We start from the raw sequence: 17423 nt of genomic DNA, 5'->3' as shown, positions 1-17423 counted from the left end.
GGGTTGCCGTGCTCCCCGCGCACGCGGGGATGGTCCCTAAGGTCTGGCCGTCTTCGTGACGTCTATGATGTGCTCCCCGCGCACGCGGGGATGGTCCCGCGCCCTCGCCGCGCATCTGGCTGGTGCCGACGTGCTCCCCGCGCACGCGGGGATGGTCCCGTGGCCGTGCTCGCTCTGGAAGCCAACCCAGAGTGCTCCCCGCGCACGCGGGGATGGTCCCGTCTGCGCAACCAGGACGAGGATCGGCGCTACGTGCTCCCCGCGCACGCGGGGATGGTCCCTCTGCCTGCTGCGTCCAAGGGCTGCCGCCAGAGTGCTCCCCGCGCACGCGGGGATGGTCCCGTGTGGATCGGCGTCTCGGCCGAGAACCAGCGGTGCTCCCCGCGCACGCGGGGATGGTCCCGCCTCCCGGCCGGGTTTCGGCCAGGACCTTCGTGCTCCCCGCGCACGCGGGGATGGTCCCATGCTCACAGTTGCAATACAAGGGTTTCTAGGTGCTCCCCGCGCACGCGGGGATGGTCCCCTGGCCAGCGCCGGCCGACGACGAGAACTGCTGTGCTCCCCGCGCACGCGGGGATGGTCCCGGCGACGTCCAGACCGGTTTCGCGTGGAGTAAGTGCTCCCCGCGCACGCGGGGATGGTCCCCACTGCTCGTGTGACCTGCGAACCCGGTCGGTGTGCTCCCCGCGCACGCGGGGATGGTCCTTGGCGTTCCCGCATGAAGTACCCAGGCAAATAGTGCTCCCCGCGCACGCGGGGATGGTCCCGCCACTTCGCAGGTGTTCGGCCCGTGGGGTCCGTGCTCCCCGCGCACGCGGGGATGGTCCCTTCACGCCGCCGCTCGGATCCGGGACGACGAAGTGCTCCCCGCGCACGCGGGGATGGTCCCGCTGATCTGGACGTGCGGCGATCTGTCGCGTCGTGCTCCCCGCGCACGCGGGGATGGTCCCCCAGCAAGGTGGAACGTGCCCCACCCGACCTTGTGCTCCCCGCGCACGCGGGGATGGTCCCTCCTCCGCCTTGCTGGTCTCACCCCGGCGCAGGTGCTCCCCGCGCACGCGGGGATGGTCCCACCACGCCCCGCCGATCCGACCTGCCCGAGTTGTGCTCCCCGCGCTCGCGGGGATGGCCCCCCGCGAGAGCACGATGTGCTACACGACGCGAAGTGCTCCCCGCGCACGCGGGGATGGTCCCCGCCCTAGCATCGCTGGGGCCAAGCAGCTCGTGTGCTCCCCGCGCACGCGGGGATGGTCCCCGCCCTAGCATCGCTGGGGCCAAGCAGCTCGTGTGCTCCCCGCGCACGCGGGGATGGTCCCCGACTCCAAAGCGACATAGCCAGGAAGCAGACGTGCTCCCCGCGCACGCGGGGATGGTCCCGACCTGCTGCGGCGCCACCGGGCGCTCCCGCCGTGCTCCCCTCGCACGCGGGGATGGTCCCATCAGAGCCGAGATGGCGGCCAGGGCGGTGATGTGCTCCCCGCGCACGCGGGGATGGTCCCGTGTCGCTGCCCATCGCGTCCGTACAGACCTCGTGCTCCCCGCGCAGCGGGGATGGTCCCATACTTGTGGCGACTTGGTGCACCTTGTTGCGGTGCTCCCCGCGCACGCGGGGATGGTCCCAAGTACGGGGGGTGTACGTTCTCCTCCGATCCGTGCTCCCCGTGCACGCGGGGATGGTCCCTGGATGCAGCCCGCCCAGGCACCACACTCCGGGTGCTCCCCGTGCACGCGGGGATGGTCCCGTCTTCGGATCTACCGCGTACGCAACCGTGGCGTGCTCCCCGCGCACGCGAGGATGGTCCCGGCTCGAACGCGGCCGGGCTGCTGCGTTACGCGTGCTCCCCGCGCACGCGGGGATGGTCCCTTCATCAAGGGCACTGGGCCCGGTGCGATGTCGTGCTCCCCGCGCACGCAGGGATGGTCCCGACTTCGCGCTGACCGGGGAGCGCTGGTCAGCGTGCTCCCCGCGCACGCAGGGATGGTCCCGCCCACCAGTGGCCGTCGCCGAGCTGGCGGAGGTGCTCCCCGCGCAGCGGGGATGGTCCCCGCTACCCCGCGGCCCGGGGCCGCCCCCACACGTGCTCCCCGCGCACGCGGGGATGGTCCCTCGACCCGGCCGGAGACCGTGACAGCAGGTCTGTGCTCCCCGCGCACGCGGGGATGGTCTCAGGCTCAAGCACGTCAACAAACGTGCCGCAGATGCTGTGCTTCCACAGGCGGGATGGTCCCGACGCGCGCCCGTAAAGCTCTCCTCGGGCTACAGGATGGAGGCCTCATTGCGGCGGCGAGTTCGGTCGGACTAGCCCCAGAGGGCTACTTGAAGAGCGTGACACCCAGCTCATCCACCTGGCCTCCAGATGGGGATGCACTGGTCAACCTCACAGGCCTGACGGCAAAGGTCCGCGCAAAGTGTGGCAGAGGCAGACTCGACGCGAGATGCTTAGTTGCATGGCCAAGATGACCATGACCGCGCAGAGATGGGATGAACTCACGGTTCTGCTGAAGGATGAGCAACGTCTTCAGGCCGAGTATCCCAGAGTAGCTGAGTATCTAGATATGGCAGAAGGGCTATCAGGAACGGGCGACGATCAGGTAGAAGCGGCTTTTGGCCTACGGTTCGTCCACTATATGACGGGTGGAAGCACGGTTAGCCCGAACCCGTACTGGGACATCGTCGAACCTCTTGTGTTCGAGCACAAGGGGTGCCAGGTCATAAATGGGGGCCGGGAGGGTGGGAGCGCGCGACTCGCATTTGCGCAGACGATCCTGCAGGCGGCTTACTCATATGCCATACCTTCTCCAACGACCATCGAATGGATATCGAGCCTCAGCGCTGATCTCCCAATCGTGGAATTGGGAGCTGGTCGGGGATATTGGGCTGCACAGTTGTCCCATGCTGGGATAGCCGTCGAGGCATACGACCTGGAGCCGCCCGACAAGGTCAAGAACGTCTCATTCCTCGGAGCGGCCGGCCAGGTTGATGTTTGGCATCCAGTGGGCCCCCTTGAAGAGCTCGCGACACGTTCCCGATCTAAGAGTTACGTACTATTCCTCTGCTGGCCTCCTGGATGGGGCAACACGATGGCATCTGAAGCATTGCTGTCGTTCGAGGCATCGGGAGGTGAGCGACTCATCTATATTGGAGAGCCAAAGGGGGGCGCAACTGGAGACGATGTCTTCTTTGACACACTCTCGGAGCGATGGAGGCTCGACTCCGTCGAGCCACAATTTGTTTCATGGTGGACAGCAAAAGACAGTGCCCAGTGCTGGGTTAGAAGGTAGATGACAAAGAAAGGGGGGTATCGATCAAATCGATACCCCCCTTTCTTTGGGCTACTTGAGGCGCATGCGGAACACGAACGCGTCGTACCGGTCGCGCGGGTACGAAATATCCGAAATCATCACGGGTCGTCCATCATCGGCAAGGAACCGCTGGTGGACCGTCTGGACAAGATCGCCTGGTGCTGTGCCCAACCAGTTGGCGTGCGCCTGCGTCGGCAGTTGATCAGACAGCGTCTCCTCCAGGTAGACGGCTTCTGATATGTCTGCGATATCCAACGGATGATAGGTATCCGAGATCGAGATAGGCCGACCGTCTTCGCTGGCTCGAGTAATGACGTGCATGACCTCCTCGCCCGCCGATAGATCGAATGCTTCGGCAAGTTCGTCGGTTGCGGCGATCTGTGCTGTGTCGCGCTCCACCGCGACGTCACGGTCGGACTCGTGCTCGAATGAGCGCTCGGCCGTCTCCATCTGGCGCTCGGGCGAGACTCGAACGAGGTTGGGCCTGCTGGCGACGAAGATGCCACGACGCGGGACGGACCGGACGAGTCCTTGGCGTTGAAGCAATTGGATGGCCTGCCGAACCACGATGTCCGAGACGCCGCTCTGCTGGGCGATCTCGGCGTAGCTCGGCAGCTGTATGCCTGACGGAAGCTCTCCGGCTCGGATCCGTCGGGCGTACTCCCCTGCGATGCGAACGTAGGCCGGCTCTGCCACTGGCGATCACTCCTTCCTGGACGTCTTCTGCGACGTAGTCAGTGTATACGCATCACTGTATACGCAAGACTTGTGTGTATACACAGCTGCGTATACGCTAGCGCATGTCAGTGCACGCCACTGAACGCCATAGACCCCGGTGGGTTGCTACTCCCTGAGGCCTACAGATCTTGAGAACTTCAGAGTGGCTAGCTGGGCAGGCGATCAAGGTGACGAACAACGAGGTCCCTCGGTCGCAGGCCGGTACGGCTGGCAGTACGTGCAGCGCTTGCGCTGCCTGTCCGGCACGAACCCGGCAGCTTCGGTAGGGCGGGTTCGTGGCGGGCGGAGAACGCAAGCCCCCAGCCCGTGTTCATGAGGAGACGCCCCGTGCGCTCGAACGGTCGATCCATCCTGGCGAGCACTCTGCCGCCGAACGATCTCAACCTGCACCCCGGGGAACGGCTGACCATGGTCTGCCCCGATTGCAGGACCTGGCGCGTGATCCGTCGCGGCATGATCTGGCCGCATCGCGCTGATGACGGCGTGACCCGCTGTCCCGGCAGTGGTACTCGCCTGGTGGTCGATTTGACGTCCGTGGAATGGCGGAGCGCCATGGTCGTAGCCGTCCGGCAGGCCGCGACCCGCCGCGGGAGCCGGACGCACCGCAAGCCTGCCCCGCCGACGCCCGAGCCGCTCCACCGCATTGCTGCCGCCTGACAGGTCGGCACCCCGTCCCGGCGCCCGATCGGACCCTTTACCAGGTCCGGCCGGGCGCTTTCTTATGCCCTCACACCCGAGGAGTCTCCCGGTGCCAGTCAATGACGCTCGCGCCCGATGCTCGGGCCAGGAGTATGAGCTGCTGCTGATCGCTGCTGAGCTGGTGGTCGTCGCTCAGTACGGCTCCACACGGATGCTCGCCCGCAAGCTCCGCATCCCCCTCGCTGGGGCCGAGTTGTTCATGGACGAGTTAGAACGTCGTGGTGTCGTCGGCCCCAGCACAGGCGCAAAAGCGCGCGACGTGCTGGTGAACCCCGCCAGCCTGCACGACCTCCTCGCTGGCCTGCGGCAGCGCGCCGCCGCCTAATCCAATCCCACCCTGAGCGCCCGGTCGGACTCCACGCGGATGTGGCCGGGCGCCTACTCATGCCCAAGCAGAGAGGGGCAACCAATGACCGACAGCCATGACACGGACTCCTCGACCGTCGAGACGCATCGGGGCTGGGCCGAGTGGGAGCTGAACGAGGCACTCGGCTACGACCCGGACCTCGCTACAGCCGTCGACCAGGCGCAGTTCGACACCCGGATGCGCGTTGCCGAGCTGGCCGCGCGGCTGGCCCAGGTCGACGCGCTGGAGCGCATCGCCGGCACGCTCGACCAGGTCCTGAACGAGCTGCGCAGCCAGCGGCGCGCGGGCAGTCCGTCATGATGAGCCGCGCCCGCTTCGACGGTCTGCGCGAGCACGCCCAGGCCGCGCTTCTGGTCCACGAGGCCGCCGAACTGGCCGGCATCGTTGACGAACTGCTGGCCGAGGTGGCCAGTAGCCGCGTGCGGGAGAGCCTGACGCGCGCCGACTACATTGCCCTGCTGGCTGCCGCTCGCGCCACCATCGCCGCTGATGGTTGCGGGGAGGCCGCTCCGCTGACGTTCGTGCGGTGGGAGTTGGAACGCCACGGTCAGCTGCCGGCCGACGGTGTCACCGCGGCGCGCGTGCTGGCCGACGCCGCGGCCACCCGAGCCCTGCTTGACGGTTCCCTCCCCGACGTCGTGTGCCCGCCGGGTGTCGGCTGGAGCTGCCGGGGCTGCGGCCACGCGATGCTCACCGCAGGTATCGACGTGCAGCCGCCGGAGTCCCGGCTGTGCCCGCGCTGCGCCCACCCCGCCGACAGCAGCCAGACCGGAGTCCGGCTCGTCCGCATGGAGGTGGGCACATGACCCCGCACGACCCGGCCGAAGCCCGTAGCAAGGCGCGCCACCGGATAGAAGCCGCAGTTGTCGACCTGATGGCCGAGACCTATGGCCAGCAGGCCATCGCTACGCGGCCGATCTTCCCGGGCGCCTTGTCTCACGACCGGGTCGCCGATCCGCTGCCCGGATTGTGGGCTGCCAAGCTGCTGGCAGCGCTGGCCAGGGCTGAGATCGGCCGCCAGGCGCGGCACGCTCGTGAGGCCGGCCACACCTGGCACGAGATCGGCCAAGCCCTGGAACTGCCCGATGACGACCATCGCGCGCTCAGCGAGGCCGCGTTCGAGTACTTGACCGAGGCCGGTTACGGCGATCCAAGTTTCACCTGGCGCTGCCCCGACCTGGCATGCGGGCAGCTGATCCTCGACTACGGCCCGTACAACGGCCACCCCGACGACTGCGAACGCGGCCACGCCACCGCCTGCGAACGTCACGGGCGCGAGCTGGCCGCCTGGCATGACGAACGGGAGGACTGACCGGTGAAACTTCAGCCGTACTGCGAGTACGCCCGGCAAGCTCGTTCCTGCCTGTCCGATGCACGGGATTGGCTCAACTCCGACTGGCCTGATGGCCAGGGTCCGACATCTGAGCAGGCGCAGGGCAGACGGGACGCCATGGTGTTGATGGCCTACGCCAAGGAGGCCATTGAGGGCCGGTGGCTGCTGACCGATGAGGCGCGCGATGCGCTGGCACGAAGCGCCGAGCGCTGACCGATGAGCGTCCCGCTCCGCTGATCGTCTTTCTACCGCCCCGATGGTCAAAGGCGGGGTTCGACTCCCTGCCGGGGCACTTCGGCAATCTCCCGCACTCCCGCATGCACGCCCGGCCTGGCGTGCGCCTTCTTCCGTGTTGATCGGAGCTTCGTCATGCGTACATTCCTGCGCCTTGCCGGGCTGGCCATGCCCGGTATCACTCCCGTCATCGCTGGCTACCTGGTCATGGGCTGGCGCGTTGTCATCGTGCTCGGCGCCGTTGCCGCCGTCGCCCTGGCCGTCGTCATGGTTGCCGTCCCGATCGGCATCCGGCACGAGGACCGGTACGGCACGCTTTCCGGCCGCCCGCCGAGCCTGGCCGCCCGCATCGCGCGCTGCGTGCTGAACACCCACGTGCGCTTCCCCGCCCCCAACAACATCAGCGACACCGCCGATGACGCCAACCCGAACCACCTGCAGGAGACCTCATGAACACCGACCTCGACCAGGTGTGGCAGGACCTGGCGCTGTGCCAGGAAGTCGACCCCGAACTGTTCTTCCCCGACCAGGGCGACCACGCCAGCGCCGCCGCGGCCAAAGGGGTGTGCGCGGCCTGCCCGGTCCGGTTCGAGTGCCTGACCGATGCGCTCGTCCAGCGTGAGCGGTACGGGATCCGGGGTGGAGTCTCGGAGCGCAAGCGGCGCGAGATCAAGTATCTCCCGCACCGGTGCGGGCACTGTTCGAGTCCGGTTCTCGACCCGGACCCCCGCCGCGTGTACTGCAGCGCCATCTGCCGCAGCTCTGCGGAGAAGTCCCGCAGAGCGCTCAAACGGACGGCGGCGTGATCGGTCCCGCTGTCAACGTATCGGCCACCGGCCTATCTCCGCTCAGGGCGGGGTCGCTGTGCTCTGGGTACGGCGGGCTCGACATGGCCGTCATGGACGTCCTCGACGCCCGCATGGCGTGGCACTGCCAGTACGACCCCGACGACCGCCACCAGTACGCCGCCGCCATCCTCGAACGCCACTGGCCGGCCGTCCCCAACCACGGCGACATCACCGCTGTGGACTGGACGCAGCTCGAGCCGATCGACGTGCTCACCGCCGGGTTTCCCTGCCAAGACCTCAGCTACGCCGGCCGCGGCGCCGGAATCAAGGAAGGAACCCGCAGTGGCCTCTGGTACGCCGTCGCCGACGCCATCCGTGCGCTACGACCCAAGCTCGTTGTCCTGGAAAACGTGCGGGCCATCGTTGCTCGGCGACCTGGACTTGATGTCGTCCTCACTTCGCTTGCCGAGCTCGGGTTCGATGCGGAGTGGGAGTGTGTCCGCGCGGCCGACGTCGGCGCCCCGCACGAGCGGTGGCGCTGGTTCTGCCTCGCCTGGCCTGCCGACTCCGCGGGCACGCGACTCGAAGGGGCGCGGCTACGACGACGCTCTGCCGAACGTGGTGGAGCTGCTGCCGACACCGACAACCAGCGAGGGCACCGGTGCGGGGCACGCGGCGCAGGGCGGGATGAATCTGCGCCACACGATCTCGCTGCTGCCGACGCCCACGGCGACCCGTCCGGCGACGACCGCGAACTACCGGGCCGACGGCACGCCGTACAGCGACGGCTACGGGATGACGCTTCTCGATGCGGCCCGGCTGCTGCCGACCCCGCGAGCCTCCGCTCGGGAGAACCGGCAGACGAAGCGCTCTCCGACGCAGAAGGCAGGGAAGCACGGCCTGTGCCTGGCCGCGGAGATGAGCGAGCTGAGCTCTGGCGCCAGTACGGTCCGGCCGTCCACCGCTGGGAGCGCATCCTTGGCCGCCCTGCGCCCTCTCCAGTTGACGATCGAGGACGCCTTGCAGCTCCCTTCGTCGAGTGGATGATGGGCCTTCCCGCTGGCCACGTCTGCGATGTCCCCGCCCCGACCGGCATGCGGCCCGCCGGCCTTCGCAACGCCCGCCTTAAAGCCCTCGGCAACGGCGTCCTCCCCCTCCAAGGAGCCGCCGCCATATCCGACCTGTTACCCGACCACCTCCGGCCGTACGCCACCCACGGGCGTGAAGGGGCTATCGCATGATCCGCCCGCCTACCAAGGGGCCTCTCCCGGCCATATCGCCATTCCTGCGAAAGGAGCGTTTCCGTGTCTACCTCACCCACGTCCCTGCCCGGCGTGCACCACGACCTGGTCGCCAGCTACACCGCCCTGACCGCGCTGACCAAGCACCTGGCACAGGCGGCTGGCCTGCCGGCGGTCATGCTGGTCGCCGACCCCGATCAGCCGTCCGGGGTAGCTGTCGAGCGCACCGACGAAGACAGCCCCATCCCGATCCTCACTGTCGGCGAGCACCTGCTGCACGGCGATGCCGACACCCCGGTCGGGCGGATCGCGGCCGGCACGCTGGCCTACGCGCTCGTCAGCCACGAGTGGCAGCCCACCGCCTGGCAGCGCTGGACCGGCCGTCTGACCATGGTGGCCTTCACGGTCACCATCGCCGGCCTGCTGATCGCGCTGACCTCGGGCAGCGTCCGGACGCTGCTGCTGGGGAGCCTGGCCTGGAGCGTCGGCGCGCTGGCCGACCTCGCTCTGCAGCGGCGCGGTGAGTACGGCATCGACCGGGCCGCCGTGCGCCTGCTGGAGCAGGCCGGGCTCAACGGTTTTGACTGCATGCACGCCATGCTGGTCGACCTGTCCGAGCGTGAATCGGCCTTCTACCAGCGTCTGGGCTGGATCTTCTCCACGGTTCCGCCGGCCGCGGCCCGCGTCCGCGCCCTGGCCGTGCCCAGCAGGTACGCACCCGACCGCGACGGGAGCAGGCGGTGAACCTCCGCCTCGTCTGCACGCCCGATGAGGTCGACACCGCGGTAGCAGCTCTGGCCGGCCCGTTCATCGTCTCGCCGACTGGGGCGTACGACATCACTCGGTTCGCCCACCCCTACCCGAGTCCCGGCGATGCGGGCCAGGTCCGCGTCTATCTGGAGGTGACCCCGAATGGCGACCCTTAGCGATCTGCTATCCCTGCTGCAGGACGACCCGGTCACCGCTGTCGCGTGGCTCGTGCTGGCCGGGCTCGGTGTCGGGGGCTGCTGGCTGGCCTGGCGCGCTCTGCGCAAGACCGGCGCGACCCCGGCCGACCGGCTCACCGTGCTGTCGGCACTCGTGGCCAGCGCGGTGGCCGCCAGCGGCATGTGGGAGTTCTTCGACGAGAAGCTCCCGCGCCTGCCGATCGCACTGCGCGTGGTGTTCTTCGGCTTCCTGGAGCTGGCCGTACTCACCTCCGCCGTGCGCGCCCGTCAGAACATCCGCGACGCTGATGGGCCTGGCACGGCTGGAGTCGACGGGCTGGCCGTGTGGGTGCTGACCGGCCTGTCCGCGGTACTGTCCGCGCTGGCGGCTGACTCCTTCGCCGTCGACGTGCTGCGGCTGGCAACTCCGTTCGTGGCCGCGTGGTTGTGGGAGCGCGGGCTGGCCGGGGAGCGGCGCAAGCGCGCCGGCGCTCAGCAGCGCGAGCGGGTGTATTGGCGGTTGACCCGCGAGCGCGTTCTGGTCCGGCTCGGGCTGGCCGAACCCGCTGACCGCGCCATCTCCGAGGTGGCAGCCCACCGGCGGGTCACCGCGGTGGCGCGTGCCGCTCATCGCGTCCAGCTCACCGCCGGCGCCCGGATCGCCGGAGGCTGGCGACGCTCGCGTGCTCTGGCGCGGCTGCGCAAGAGCATGAACGCCGCGATCGAGCACGCAGCCCTTGCCACCGATCCCGGCCAGCAGCGCACGCTGATCTCCCAGATCGGCGCGCTCACCCACGCGGCCAGCCTGACCAGCGCTGGCATGCCCACCCCATGGACGCGCGTACTCGCCTCGCTGACCGCCGACCAGAACCAGCCCAATCCGGAGGTCGAGGAGGCCAAGGCCGTACTCGACACGTGGGCCAACCTGTGGAATGGCCCGAACATGCTCGACTCCCACCCGCGGCACCTGTTCACCGACCGGGCGCCTTCGCCCCCATCGCTGACCCCGGCTGCTGACCCCGCTGCCCCTCCGACCCCCGGCGCTGGGGGTCACCTGCCCACTCCTGACCCCGCCTTGACCCCGCATCCGAGCCACCCTGACCCCGGACCCAATCGGGTGACCCCGCTCACGGAGCAGGCTGGCTCGGTCCCGGTGATCGCTGATCTGTCGCAGGCCGCGCACGATTCCCAGCGCATCCGCGTGGCGATTGACGCTCTCGGCACCGCCGCGAGCCCCGGCGACATCGTCGCCTGGCTGGCCGCGCACGGCGTCACCGTCACCGCCTCCAACGCCAAGACCGTGCTCAAGCGCTACAAGCGCAGCAGCGCCGGACCGACGTCTCCCGGACGGCCCGCCGCCTGACCCGCGCCCCAACCAGGCGCCCCGCCTTGCAGCCCACCGGACATCACCCTGTCCCGGTGGGCTGTTTCGTCCCTGCTCACGGAGGAGAACCGCTCATGGAAGCGGGCAAATGGATCATCTTCGCTGCGCTGGCCGGCGCCGTGCTGGTCGGCTTTAAGTCTCGGCAGCTCAAGACGTATGAGTTCATCGTCTGTGGCCTGTTCGTGCTGCTGCTGGATGGCCTGGTGTTCAACGGCCAGATCAGCAAATGGGTCGGCGATCTCGGCTCAAACCTGCCGGAGGTGGCGAACTCGATCACCACTTCCGGCCTGGCGCTGTGGCTCAGCCCGAACGCCAGACACCGGCTGATCGCCTTCGGGCGGGCGATGTGGACGCACCGTCCCGGCTGGGGCGACTACCTCTTCTGCGCCTCGCTCACCGTCATCGCCCACTACCTGCTGGGTATCTCCTGGTGGTTCGGCTTGCTTCTGGCCGCCGTACTGGCTGGCGCCACTGCCGTCAACGCGCTATCGGCCACCCCGCAAACAGCAACAGCGGAGGGCGAAAAGCCCGCCGAGTACTACGACGGCCCCGGCCGACACGGCAACGCCGAGCGGGATGAGCGCCATGGGTGACCCCATCACCCTGCTCATCCTGCTGGCCGCGGTCATGACCGTCACCAAGACCGGCCGCGGCATGGTCGGCAACGCCGTGCGCTCCGGCTACAAGGCCACCGGCTGGCGCACCCCCGGCAAGGCGCTCATCCACCACTCCGGCCGCGCCGGAGCCTGGACCGGCCGCGCCACAGCCAAGACCGCCCGCGCCGGCCACGTGGGGGTCCTGCGCCGGCTCAAAGCGCGGTGGGAGCGACGCAAGCAGGCCAACCCCGAGCCGACCCCCTTGTTCAGTCGCCGCCCCCGCGACCCAGACCCTCCGCCGCTCGGCCCCGCCGCACCGCAAGCCAAGCCCAAGCCCGCACCGGGTACGGCTCTCGCCTCGAAGACCGAGCCGCCGGCCGCGGCCACATCTGGACAGGCCGCTCCCGCCCAACCTCAGCACCAACCCGAGCCCACCGCGACAAGCCCCCGGCCGCCCGCGCCCCCCGCCACTTCGCCCGAACGCCCTACTTCCTCCGGAGGAAGCATGTCCAATCCCCGCAGAGTCGTCCTTGATCTGGACGAGCCGAAGTCCGACGCCGAGTTCCTCGACGACTGCCACGCCATCGCCTCCTTCATGAGGTCCAGCGCTCTGGCGATATCGGAATGGGCTGAGGTCGTAGCCCGCAGAAAGCTGCCGAAGCACATCACCCAGCCGTTGATCGGCATCGGCGAAGGTCTGACCGAAGCCGCCAACTCCGCGATGACCGCCGCCACCCGCTTCGAGGAGGAGTTCGAGGAAGCCCGCGACGTCGCCGCCGCCGGCATGACGATCACCGGCCGCGACGCCGCTTGAAGAGCATCCCGGCACCGCCACCCTGCCCTTGTTGCCCGCTCCCTACGAGCGGGCAACGCCCCGGCATCCACGACGGAGCCCACCGGCCCAGCCCACGCAGAACCCCGCCCCAAGCAGGCAGAACCGCCCGCGCATGACCAGGCGCCAGGCTGGGCCTTGCAGGAAGCCGACGCCGCCCTGTCGGAGCTGCCTGCCGACTTCGCTTCGGTGACCGGCGAAAGGCTGGTCAACCTCATCACACGGTTTCGTGACCACCCCGGCCTGGAGCACCTTCTCAACCAGCTGGACGAGCGCGAACGCCGCCTCAACCCCGGCTGGGACTGGCGACAGCTCGAAACCGACCAGGACCGGCAGATCACCGCCCTGATCGCCTCCGGCATGGATCAGCTGGACGCCTACGCCCAGGTCTACCGGCTGGACGTCGACGACCTGCACCGCCAGCAAGCCCGAGCGCACCTGCACACGCAACGCCTACCAGGCGAAAGCGCCGATGCCCTGGCCCGACGCCTGTACGGCGAATGGATCGAAGCGCAGTTCCTGGCCGCCGAGCACGCCACCCGCGGCGTGCTGGTCAACAAGCGCGGCCGAGCCCACGGCGTCGACGGCCGCAGCCTGCTGCACGGCAGCCCGCGCCGCGCCGCCGCCTACGCCAGCGAGGAACTCAAAGCCTGGTGGCACACCCACCCGCGCCTGACCCTGACCGAGTTCCGCGCCCAGCTACTGCACCGCGACGCCGACGTCAAAGCCGCCCGCCGCCACCAAGAGGACCGCACATGACCATCCCCGAACGGGACCGCCGAGCGGCCATCACCTCCGCCATGCTCGCCGCGACCCGCGGCCTGCCCGCGACAACCTGCCCCTACGACCCCGGCGGCGACCCGGTACAGACCGCCCTTGCTGTGCTCTGGCTGCGCGCCTACCTAAGGCTGCTTGGCCGCGCATGAACACCTGCCCCTGCTTCGCCCGAAGGATCTCGTGAGGAGGACTGCTCAATGGCGCGGCGCAACCCCCGGCGCGACCGCTCATACCGCCCCCGTCACGACGGGCGATGGGGCGATGAGACGCCCTATCGATCGTCCGGCTACTACCGCGACCGGATCACCTTCGGCCGCGTGCTCAGTGCGGTCGTTCGCGGGTACGCCCGGTGGGTTGCCCGCTCCCCGGACACCCGCGGCCTGGCCACCGGCCTGACCGCTCTGTATCCAGCAGGCCAGCTCGCCCACCTGATGCAGCTGCCTGACCCCTTGTGGGTGGCCGCCCCGTCCGCCCCGCTGGCCCTGGCCGCCTGGACCGCCACCTACCGAAAGCACCGCTCCAAGAGCTACTCCGCCACCGTGGCCGCCACCGTCGCGGCCGCCCCGGGCTGGCTGGCCTTCGCTGCTCACGCGGGGGCTTTCAGCCTCCCCACTCTGGCCGTCTACAGCGGCGCCGCCGCCCTTGCCTGGTCGGCCTACACCTGGTCGGACGTGCTGCGCGAGCGTCGCAACTGGCAGGCCGAATGCGCAGGCTGGGAGCACCTCGCCCAAGCAGCAAGCCTGACCGATTCGCGGCTGATCTCGGTCAAAGACGTCCGGCTGGGCAAGCGCTACCGCGTCGACGTCCGTAAGACCGGCAAGCGCGCCAGCCAGCTGGCCGGCAGCAACAGTGCCATGGCCGAAGACATCGCCGGCGCGCTCGCCCTGCCGCGCGAACGCGTCAAGGTCACCGACTACCACAAGCACGCCGGAATCATCATCGTGGACGTGCACACGGTCGACCCCTGGCAGGGCAAGGTCGAAAGCCCCGCCCTGACCAGCCAGACCGCGCCGACAACCCGGCGTTCCATCATGGACGGTCCGCTCGTGATCGGCTTCGACCCCGACTCCGGCCGCGACATGACCCTGGTGGTGTTCGATCGCGCCGGCGGCCACCACACGTTCATCGTCGCCCCGACCGGCAGCGGCAAGACCGTCTTGTATTACAACATCATCGAACAGGCGACCGCCTGCCGCGACGTCCTGGTATGGGGGATCGACCTGGGCAAGGGCACCCTGGGCGCCATCTGGGGCGACGCCCTGGACGCCTACGCCGGTATCGACGAATACGACCGGGCGTTGCAGATCCTCACCTGGGCCGACCAGGTCATCAAGTACCGGTCGCTGAAGTCAGGCGGACGCAACCACGTACCGTCCCCGAGCGAGCCGTTCATCCTGATCCCGATTGACGAGCTTGATGAGCTGGCCGGCTACAACTCGCCCATCGGGCACAAGGCGAAGCCGCTGTTCGAGACGATTTACCGGCGTGGCCGCTCGGCCGGCGTCGGGGTGGCCACCGCCTCCCAGCGTGGCGTGGTGCAGTACACCGGCACCAAGGACCCGCACGCCAACGCTGACAACAAGATTGTGCTGCGGCTGAATCGGGCCAGCGAGATGGGCAACGTCATCCCCGACTGGCAGATCGACGGCATGCCCAACATGGTCAGCTACGCCCGCGGAGTCAAAGGCGTGGCGCTGGTGGTCGACGGTGAAAACGTGTGGTCGGCCGGCCGTGTCCGCAACATGTCCGATTTGGACGCCGTCGAAGCTCTCGCCCACACCCGAGGTACCCCGGCCGCGACGCTGGAGCCGGACCTGGCCGCCGCACTCGACGGCTACGCCGACCGCCGCCGCGTCCACGCCACCGCAGGAAGCGGCACCGGTCGCGCCCCCAGCCCGTCTCCCAGCTCTGGCTGGGGGATCGACCCCGCCGACCCGGGCGCCGTCGAACGGCTGGCCCACGACCTGGTCGCCGACGTCGAATCCCGGCTCGCCGGCATGCCCGACCCGCCCGAGCGCGCCACCAGTCTCGACGACCTGGTCGCGGCCAAGCAGCTGTTCGACAACGCCGAAAGCAACGACCCGGGCCTCAACCGCGGCATCACCATCCCGGCCCACATCGCCCAGCCCGTCCTGACGCTGCTGGACGAGCGCGGCCCGGAGGGGGCCAGCCCGGCCGATCTCGTCAAGGCCACCGGCAAACCGGAATCCACGGTCCGGCGGTGGCTGGCGATCATGCGCGACCAAGGGCTGACCGTCAGCCGCGGCAGCACCCGCGCCGCCCGCTACTACCTGCCCGAGCACGCCCCAGATGATCACGAAGAGTAGCCAACGTCGGGGCGTTTCCGCTCACTGATTCCGCTCACTCATTCCGCTCATCGGACCCCTATGTGAGGCCGCGTGAGCGGAAAGAGCGAAATCCCGGCCTCCACCGGGCCACTACACACCGTCACGGGCGCACCCCCGCCGTTAGGAGCTTCGTCGTGCACCCACTTCTTGCTGTCGTCCTGTCCGCGCCTGCTGCTGAGGCGGGCGACCCCACCTTTGGCTGGCTGTTCCTGGCCGGGCTCGCCGCCCTCTACAGCGTCGGTTACACGATCTCCATCCGGCTGCACCCCTACCGCAACTGTCGACGCTGCCAGGGCTCCCGCAAACACCGCGGCGCCATTTTCACCCGCTCGTTTCGCGCCTGCGACCGCTGCGACGGCACCGGCCGCGAACTACGCCTGTTCGCCAAGCACCCATAACCCGGCCAGCCCTCCCCGTGTCCCCAACAGGCTTCTGGAGATGATCGTGAAGATCCGCATTGTCGGCCTGCCCGACGAAGTCGACCGCGCCGCCGCCGAGATCGCCCGCGTGCTGACCGTGGTCGAAACCTCCACCCCCTATCCGAGCCGCGGCAACTCCCGCCAGGTCCGCCTCTACCTGGAGGTGCGCCTGCCATGAGCGACCGCAGCGCGATCGAGTGGACCGACGCCACCTGGAACCCCGTTACCGGCTGCACCAAGGTCAGCCCCGGCTGCGATCACTGCTACGCCGAGACATTCGCAGGCCGCTGGCGGGGCACCCCCGGCCACCCCTTCGAGCAAGGCTTCAACATCCGCCTGTGGCCCGAACGCCTCGACCTGCCGCTTAGGTGGCGCAAACCACGCAAGATCTTCGTCACCTCCATGGGCGACCTCTTCCACGAGCAGGTACCAGACGAGTTCATCGTCGAGGTGTTCGCGCGCATGTGGTGGTCGCCTCAGCACACCTTCCAAGTGCTCACCAAGCGCCACAGCCGCCTCCGGTCCCTTCTGCCGCGCATCGAGGCGCCACTCCGGCAGATGGAGACCGACCTCGCTCTGACGGACTGCCCGACACCGCTGGCATGGCCGCTGCCCAATGTGCTGCTGGGTGTCTCGGTAGAGGATCAAAGACGCGCCAACTTGAGAATCCCCGCCCTTCTCCAGACGCCCGCCACCAGGCGATTTCTGTCCTGTGAACCGCTATTCGGGCCCGTAGATCTTTCGCCGTGGCTCGGCCTCGAATGGATGGAATCGTTCGAGGGCTGGGGGCAGGAAATGTTCGCCTCACTGTCCGGCCGAGTAGGAATCGCCGGCGGCCTGCACTGGATCATCGCCGGCGGCGAATCAGGCCCAGGCGCCCGACCCATGCACCCCGACTGGGCGCGCACTCTCCGAGACCAATGCCAAGCAGCAGGCGTGCCGTTCCTGTTCAAGCAGTGGGGGGAGTATCTGTCCGTTCCAGTCGAAGATGATCCCGCCTTCTTCGGCGGACGTGCGTTCGATCACCCTCGCGGGGGACGGTCGGCTCCGGTCCTTCGTGAGCGCGGCCGTTCAGGGACTTTCCGCGCTGGCGTAACCAGGCTCATGTTGCCAGGCGAAGCGACCCGCGGCGGTGTCCTGCTCGATCCCGACACGATCGCCATCCGCGTCGGAAAGAAGCGTGCTGGCCGGCAGCTCGACGGCCGCACATGGGTGGAATTCCCCACGACCACCACGATGGGCACGCCATGACGGGCACCGTCTACCTGCTGCACTTCGCCCAGCCGTACCGGCACGCCCGCCACTACCTCGGCTGGACCACCGATCTGCAGGCCCGGTTAGCCGCAATGCCGGTTAGTTAGGGTTGGGGCTGGTATTTCAAGACCGTCAGAAGATCAGGACATGAGAACGGAGATCCGGTAGAACGGGTGATCTTCCC

22 protein-coding genes, 1 pseudogene and 2 CRISPR repeat arrays (1 of these 25 running past the window's edge) are annotated in these 17423 nt (G+C 68.7%); of the genes and pseudogenes, 22 read left to right on the top strand and 1 reads right to left on the bottom strand.

Annotation, left to right across the window (positions count from 1 at the left end; all coding sequences use genetic code 11):
• A CRISPR array of direct repeats spans positions 1-1499; the repeat unit is 29 nt; unit sequence GTGCTCCCCGCGCACGCGGGGATGGTCCC (it extends 663 nt beyond the left edge of the window).
• 91 nt (positions 1500-1590) lie between these two features.
• A CRISPR array of direct repeats spans positions 1591-1986; the repeat unit is 29 nt; unit sequence GTGCTCCCCGCGCACGCGGGGATGGTCCC.
• Positions 1987-2448: 462 nt separating this feature from the next.
• Positions 2449-3282, top strand: a complete 834-nt coding sequence (locus HNR40_RS52185) for a hypothetical protein (protein ID WP_184976177.1) — start codon at positions 2449-2451, stop codon at positions 3280-3282.
• A gap of 51 nt (positions 3283-3333) precedes the next feature.
• Here HNR40_RS52185 and HNR40_RS57740 read toward each other — a convergent pair whose 3' ends face one another.
• Complete coding sequence (locus HNR40_RS57740) at positions 3334-3999, bottom strand: GntR family transcriptional regulator (RefSeq protein WP_184976172.1); 666 nt, start codon at positions 3997-3999, stop codon at positions 3334-3336.
• A 369-nt stretch (positions 4000-4368) separates the two neighbouring features.
• Here HNR40_RS57740 and HNR40_RS52175 point away from each other — a divergent pair, with 369 nt between their 5' ends.
• From HNR40_RS52175 to HNR40_RS52080, 21 genes and pseudogenes are all read left to right on the top strand, one after another.
• Entirely contained in the window at positions 4369-4698 is a 330-nt protein-coding gene (locus HNR40_RS52175) for a hypothetical protein (RefSeq protein WP_184976170.1), read from the top strand.
• Positions 4699-4789: 91 nt separating this feature from the next.
• A complete protein-coding gene (locus tag HNR40_RS56975; RefSeq protein WP_312896870.1) occupies positions 4790-5065 on the top strand; it encodes a DNA translocase FtsK in 276 nt (91 codons plus the stop codon).
• 84 nt (positions 5066-5149) lie between these two features.
• Entirely contained in the window at positions 5150-5407 is a 258-nt protein-coding gene (locus HNR40_RS52165; protein ID WP_184976166.1) for a hypothetical protein, read from the top strand.
• Entirely contained in the window at positions 5404-5913 is a 510-nt protein-coding gene (locus tag HNR40_RS52160; protein ID WP_184976163.1) for a hypothetical protein, read from the top strand. The genes HNR40_RS52165 and HNR40_RS52160 overlap by 4 nt, the downstream gene beginning before the upstream one ends.
• On the top strand, positions 5910-6419 hold the full coding sequence (locus HNR40_RS52155; protein ID WP_184976161.1) for a hypothetical protein: 510 nt from the start codon (positions 5910-5912) through the stop codon (positions 6417-6419). The genes HNR40_RS52160 and HNR40_RS52155 overlap by 4 nt, the downstream gene beginning before the upstream one ends.
• 3 nt (positions 6420-6422) lie before the next feature.
• Positions 6423-6653, top strand: coding sequence for a hypothetical protein (locus HNR40_RS52150; protein ID WP_184976158.1), 231 nt, complete (start codon positions 6423-6425; stop codon positions 6651-6653).
• 156 nt (positions 6654-6809) lie between these two features.
• On the top strand, positions 6810-7127 hold the full coding sequence (locus HNR40_RS52145; protein WP_184976155.1) for a hypothetical protein: 318 nt from the start codon (positions 6810-6812) through the stop codon (positions 7125-7127).
• A complete protein-coding gene (locus HNR40_RS58085; RefSeq protein ID WP_184976151.1) occupies positions 7124-7480 on the top strand; it encodes a WhiB family transcriptional regulator in 357 nt (118 codons plus the stop codon). The genes HNR40_RS52145 and HNR40_RS58085 overlap by 4 nt, the downstream gene beginning before the upstream one ends.
• Positions 7363-8016, top strand: a pseudogene (locus HNR40_RS58080) (DNA cytosine methyltransferase); the annotation flags it as partial. The gene HNR40_RS58085 and the pseudogene HNR40_RS58080, both read left to right, overlap by 118 nt.
• Positions 8017-8080: 64 nt before the next feature.
• Positions 8081-8509 carry a hypothetical protein gene (locus HNR40_RS55890; RefSeq protein WP_246510882.1) on the top strand — a complete coding sequence of 143 codons (429 nt, stop codon included), beginning with the start codon at positions 8081-8083 and terminating at the stop codon, positions 8507-8509.
• A 257-nt stretch (positions 8510-8766) separates the two neighbouring features.
• A complete protein-coding gene (locus HNR40_RS52130; RefSeq protein WP_184976146.1) occupies positions 8767-9447 on the top strand; it encodes a hypothetical protein in 681 nt (226 codons plus the stop codon).
• Positions 9444-9629 carry a hypothetical protein gene (locus HNR40_RS52125; RefSeq protein ID WP_184976143.1) on the top strand — a complete coding sequence of 62 codons (186 nt, stop codon included), beginning with the start codon at positions 9444-9446 and terminating at the stop codon, positions 9627-9629. Before HNR40_RS52130 ends, HNR40_RS52125 begins: the two co-directional genes overlap by 4 nt.
• Positions 9616-10992: a hypothetical protein gene (locus HNR40_RS52120; RefSeq protein ID WP_184976140.1), complete on the top strand. Its 1377-nt coding sequence runs from the start codon at positions 9616-9618 to the stop codon at positions 10990-10992. Before HNR40_RS52125 ends, HNR40_RS52120 begins: the two co-directional genes overlap by 14 nt.
• Before the next feature lie 95 nt (positions 10993-11087).
• Entirely contained in the window at positions 11088-11606 is a 519-nt protein-coding gene (locus tag HNR40_RS52115) for a hypothetical protein (RefSeq protein WP_184976137.1), read from the top strand.
• Positions 11599-12423, top strand: coding sequence for a hypothetical protein (locus HNR40_RS52110; RefSeq protein ID WP_184976134.1), 825 nt, complete (start codon positions 11599-11601; stop codon positions 12421-12423). The genes HNR40_RS52115 and HNR40_RS52110 overlap by 8 nt, the downstream gene beginning before the upstream one ends.
• A gap of 156 nt (positions 12424-12579) precedes the next feature.
• On the top strand, positions 12580-13200 hold the full coding sequence (locus HNR40_RS52105; RefSeq protein ID WP_184976132.1) for a hypothetical protein: 621 nt from the start codon (positions 12580-12582) through the stop codon (positions 13198-13200).
• Positions 13197-13367: an Rmf/CrpP family protein gene (locus HNR40_RS52100; RefSeq protein ID WP_184976129.1), complete on the top strand. Its 171-nt coding sequence runs from the start codon at positions 13197-13199 to the stop codon at positions 13365-13367. Before HNR40_RS52105 ends, HNR40_RS52100 begins: the two co-directional genes overlap by 4 nt.
• A 48-nt stretch (positions 13368-13415) precedes the next feature.
• Positions 13416-15545 (top strand): hypothetical protein, encoded by a 2130-nt coding sequence (locus tag HNR40_RS52095; RefSeq protein WP_184976126.1) that lies wholly within the window; start codon positions 13416-13418, stop codon positions 15543-15545.
• Between the two features lie 155 nt (positions 15546-15700).
• On the top strand, positions 15701-15964 hold the full coding sequence (locus HNR40_RS52090; RefSeq protein WP_221341895.1) for a hypothetical protein: 264 nt from the start codon (positions 15701-15703) through the stop codon (positions 15962-15964).
• A 46-nt stretch (positions 15965-16010) separates the two neighbouring features.
• Positions 16011-16163, top strand: a complete 153-nt coding sequence (locus HNR40_RS52085; protein ID WP_184976123.1) for a hypothetical protein — start codon at positions 16011-16013, stop codon at positions 16161-16163.
• Entirely contained in the window at positions 16160-17236 is a 1077-nt protein-coding gene (locus HNR40_RS52080; protein ID WP_184976120.1) for a DUF5131 family protein, read from the top strand. Before HNR40_RS52085 ends, HNR40_RS52080 begins: the two co-directional genes overlap by 4 nt.
• Positions 17237-17423 lie beyond the last annotated feature (187 nt).

Origin of the sequence: Nonomuraea endophytica (assembly GCF_014203235.1) — a bacterium.
Taxonomy (GTDB): domain Bacteria; phylum Actinomycetota; class Actinomycetes; order Streptosporangiales; family Streptosporangiaceae; genus Nonomuraea; species Nonomuraea endophytica.
This window is presented reverse-complemented; position numbering and strand designations above follow the sequence as displayed.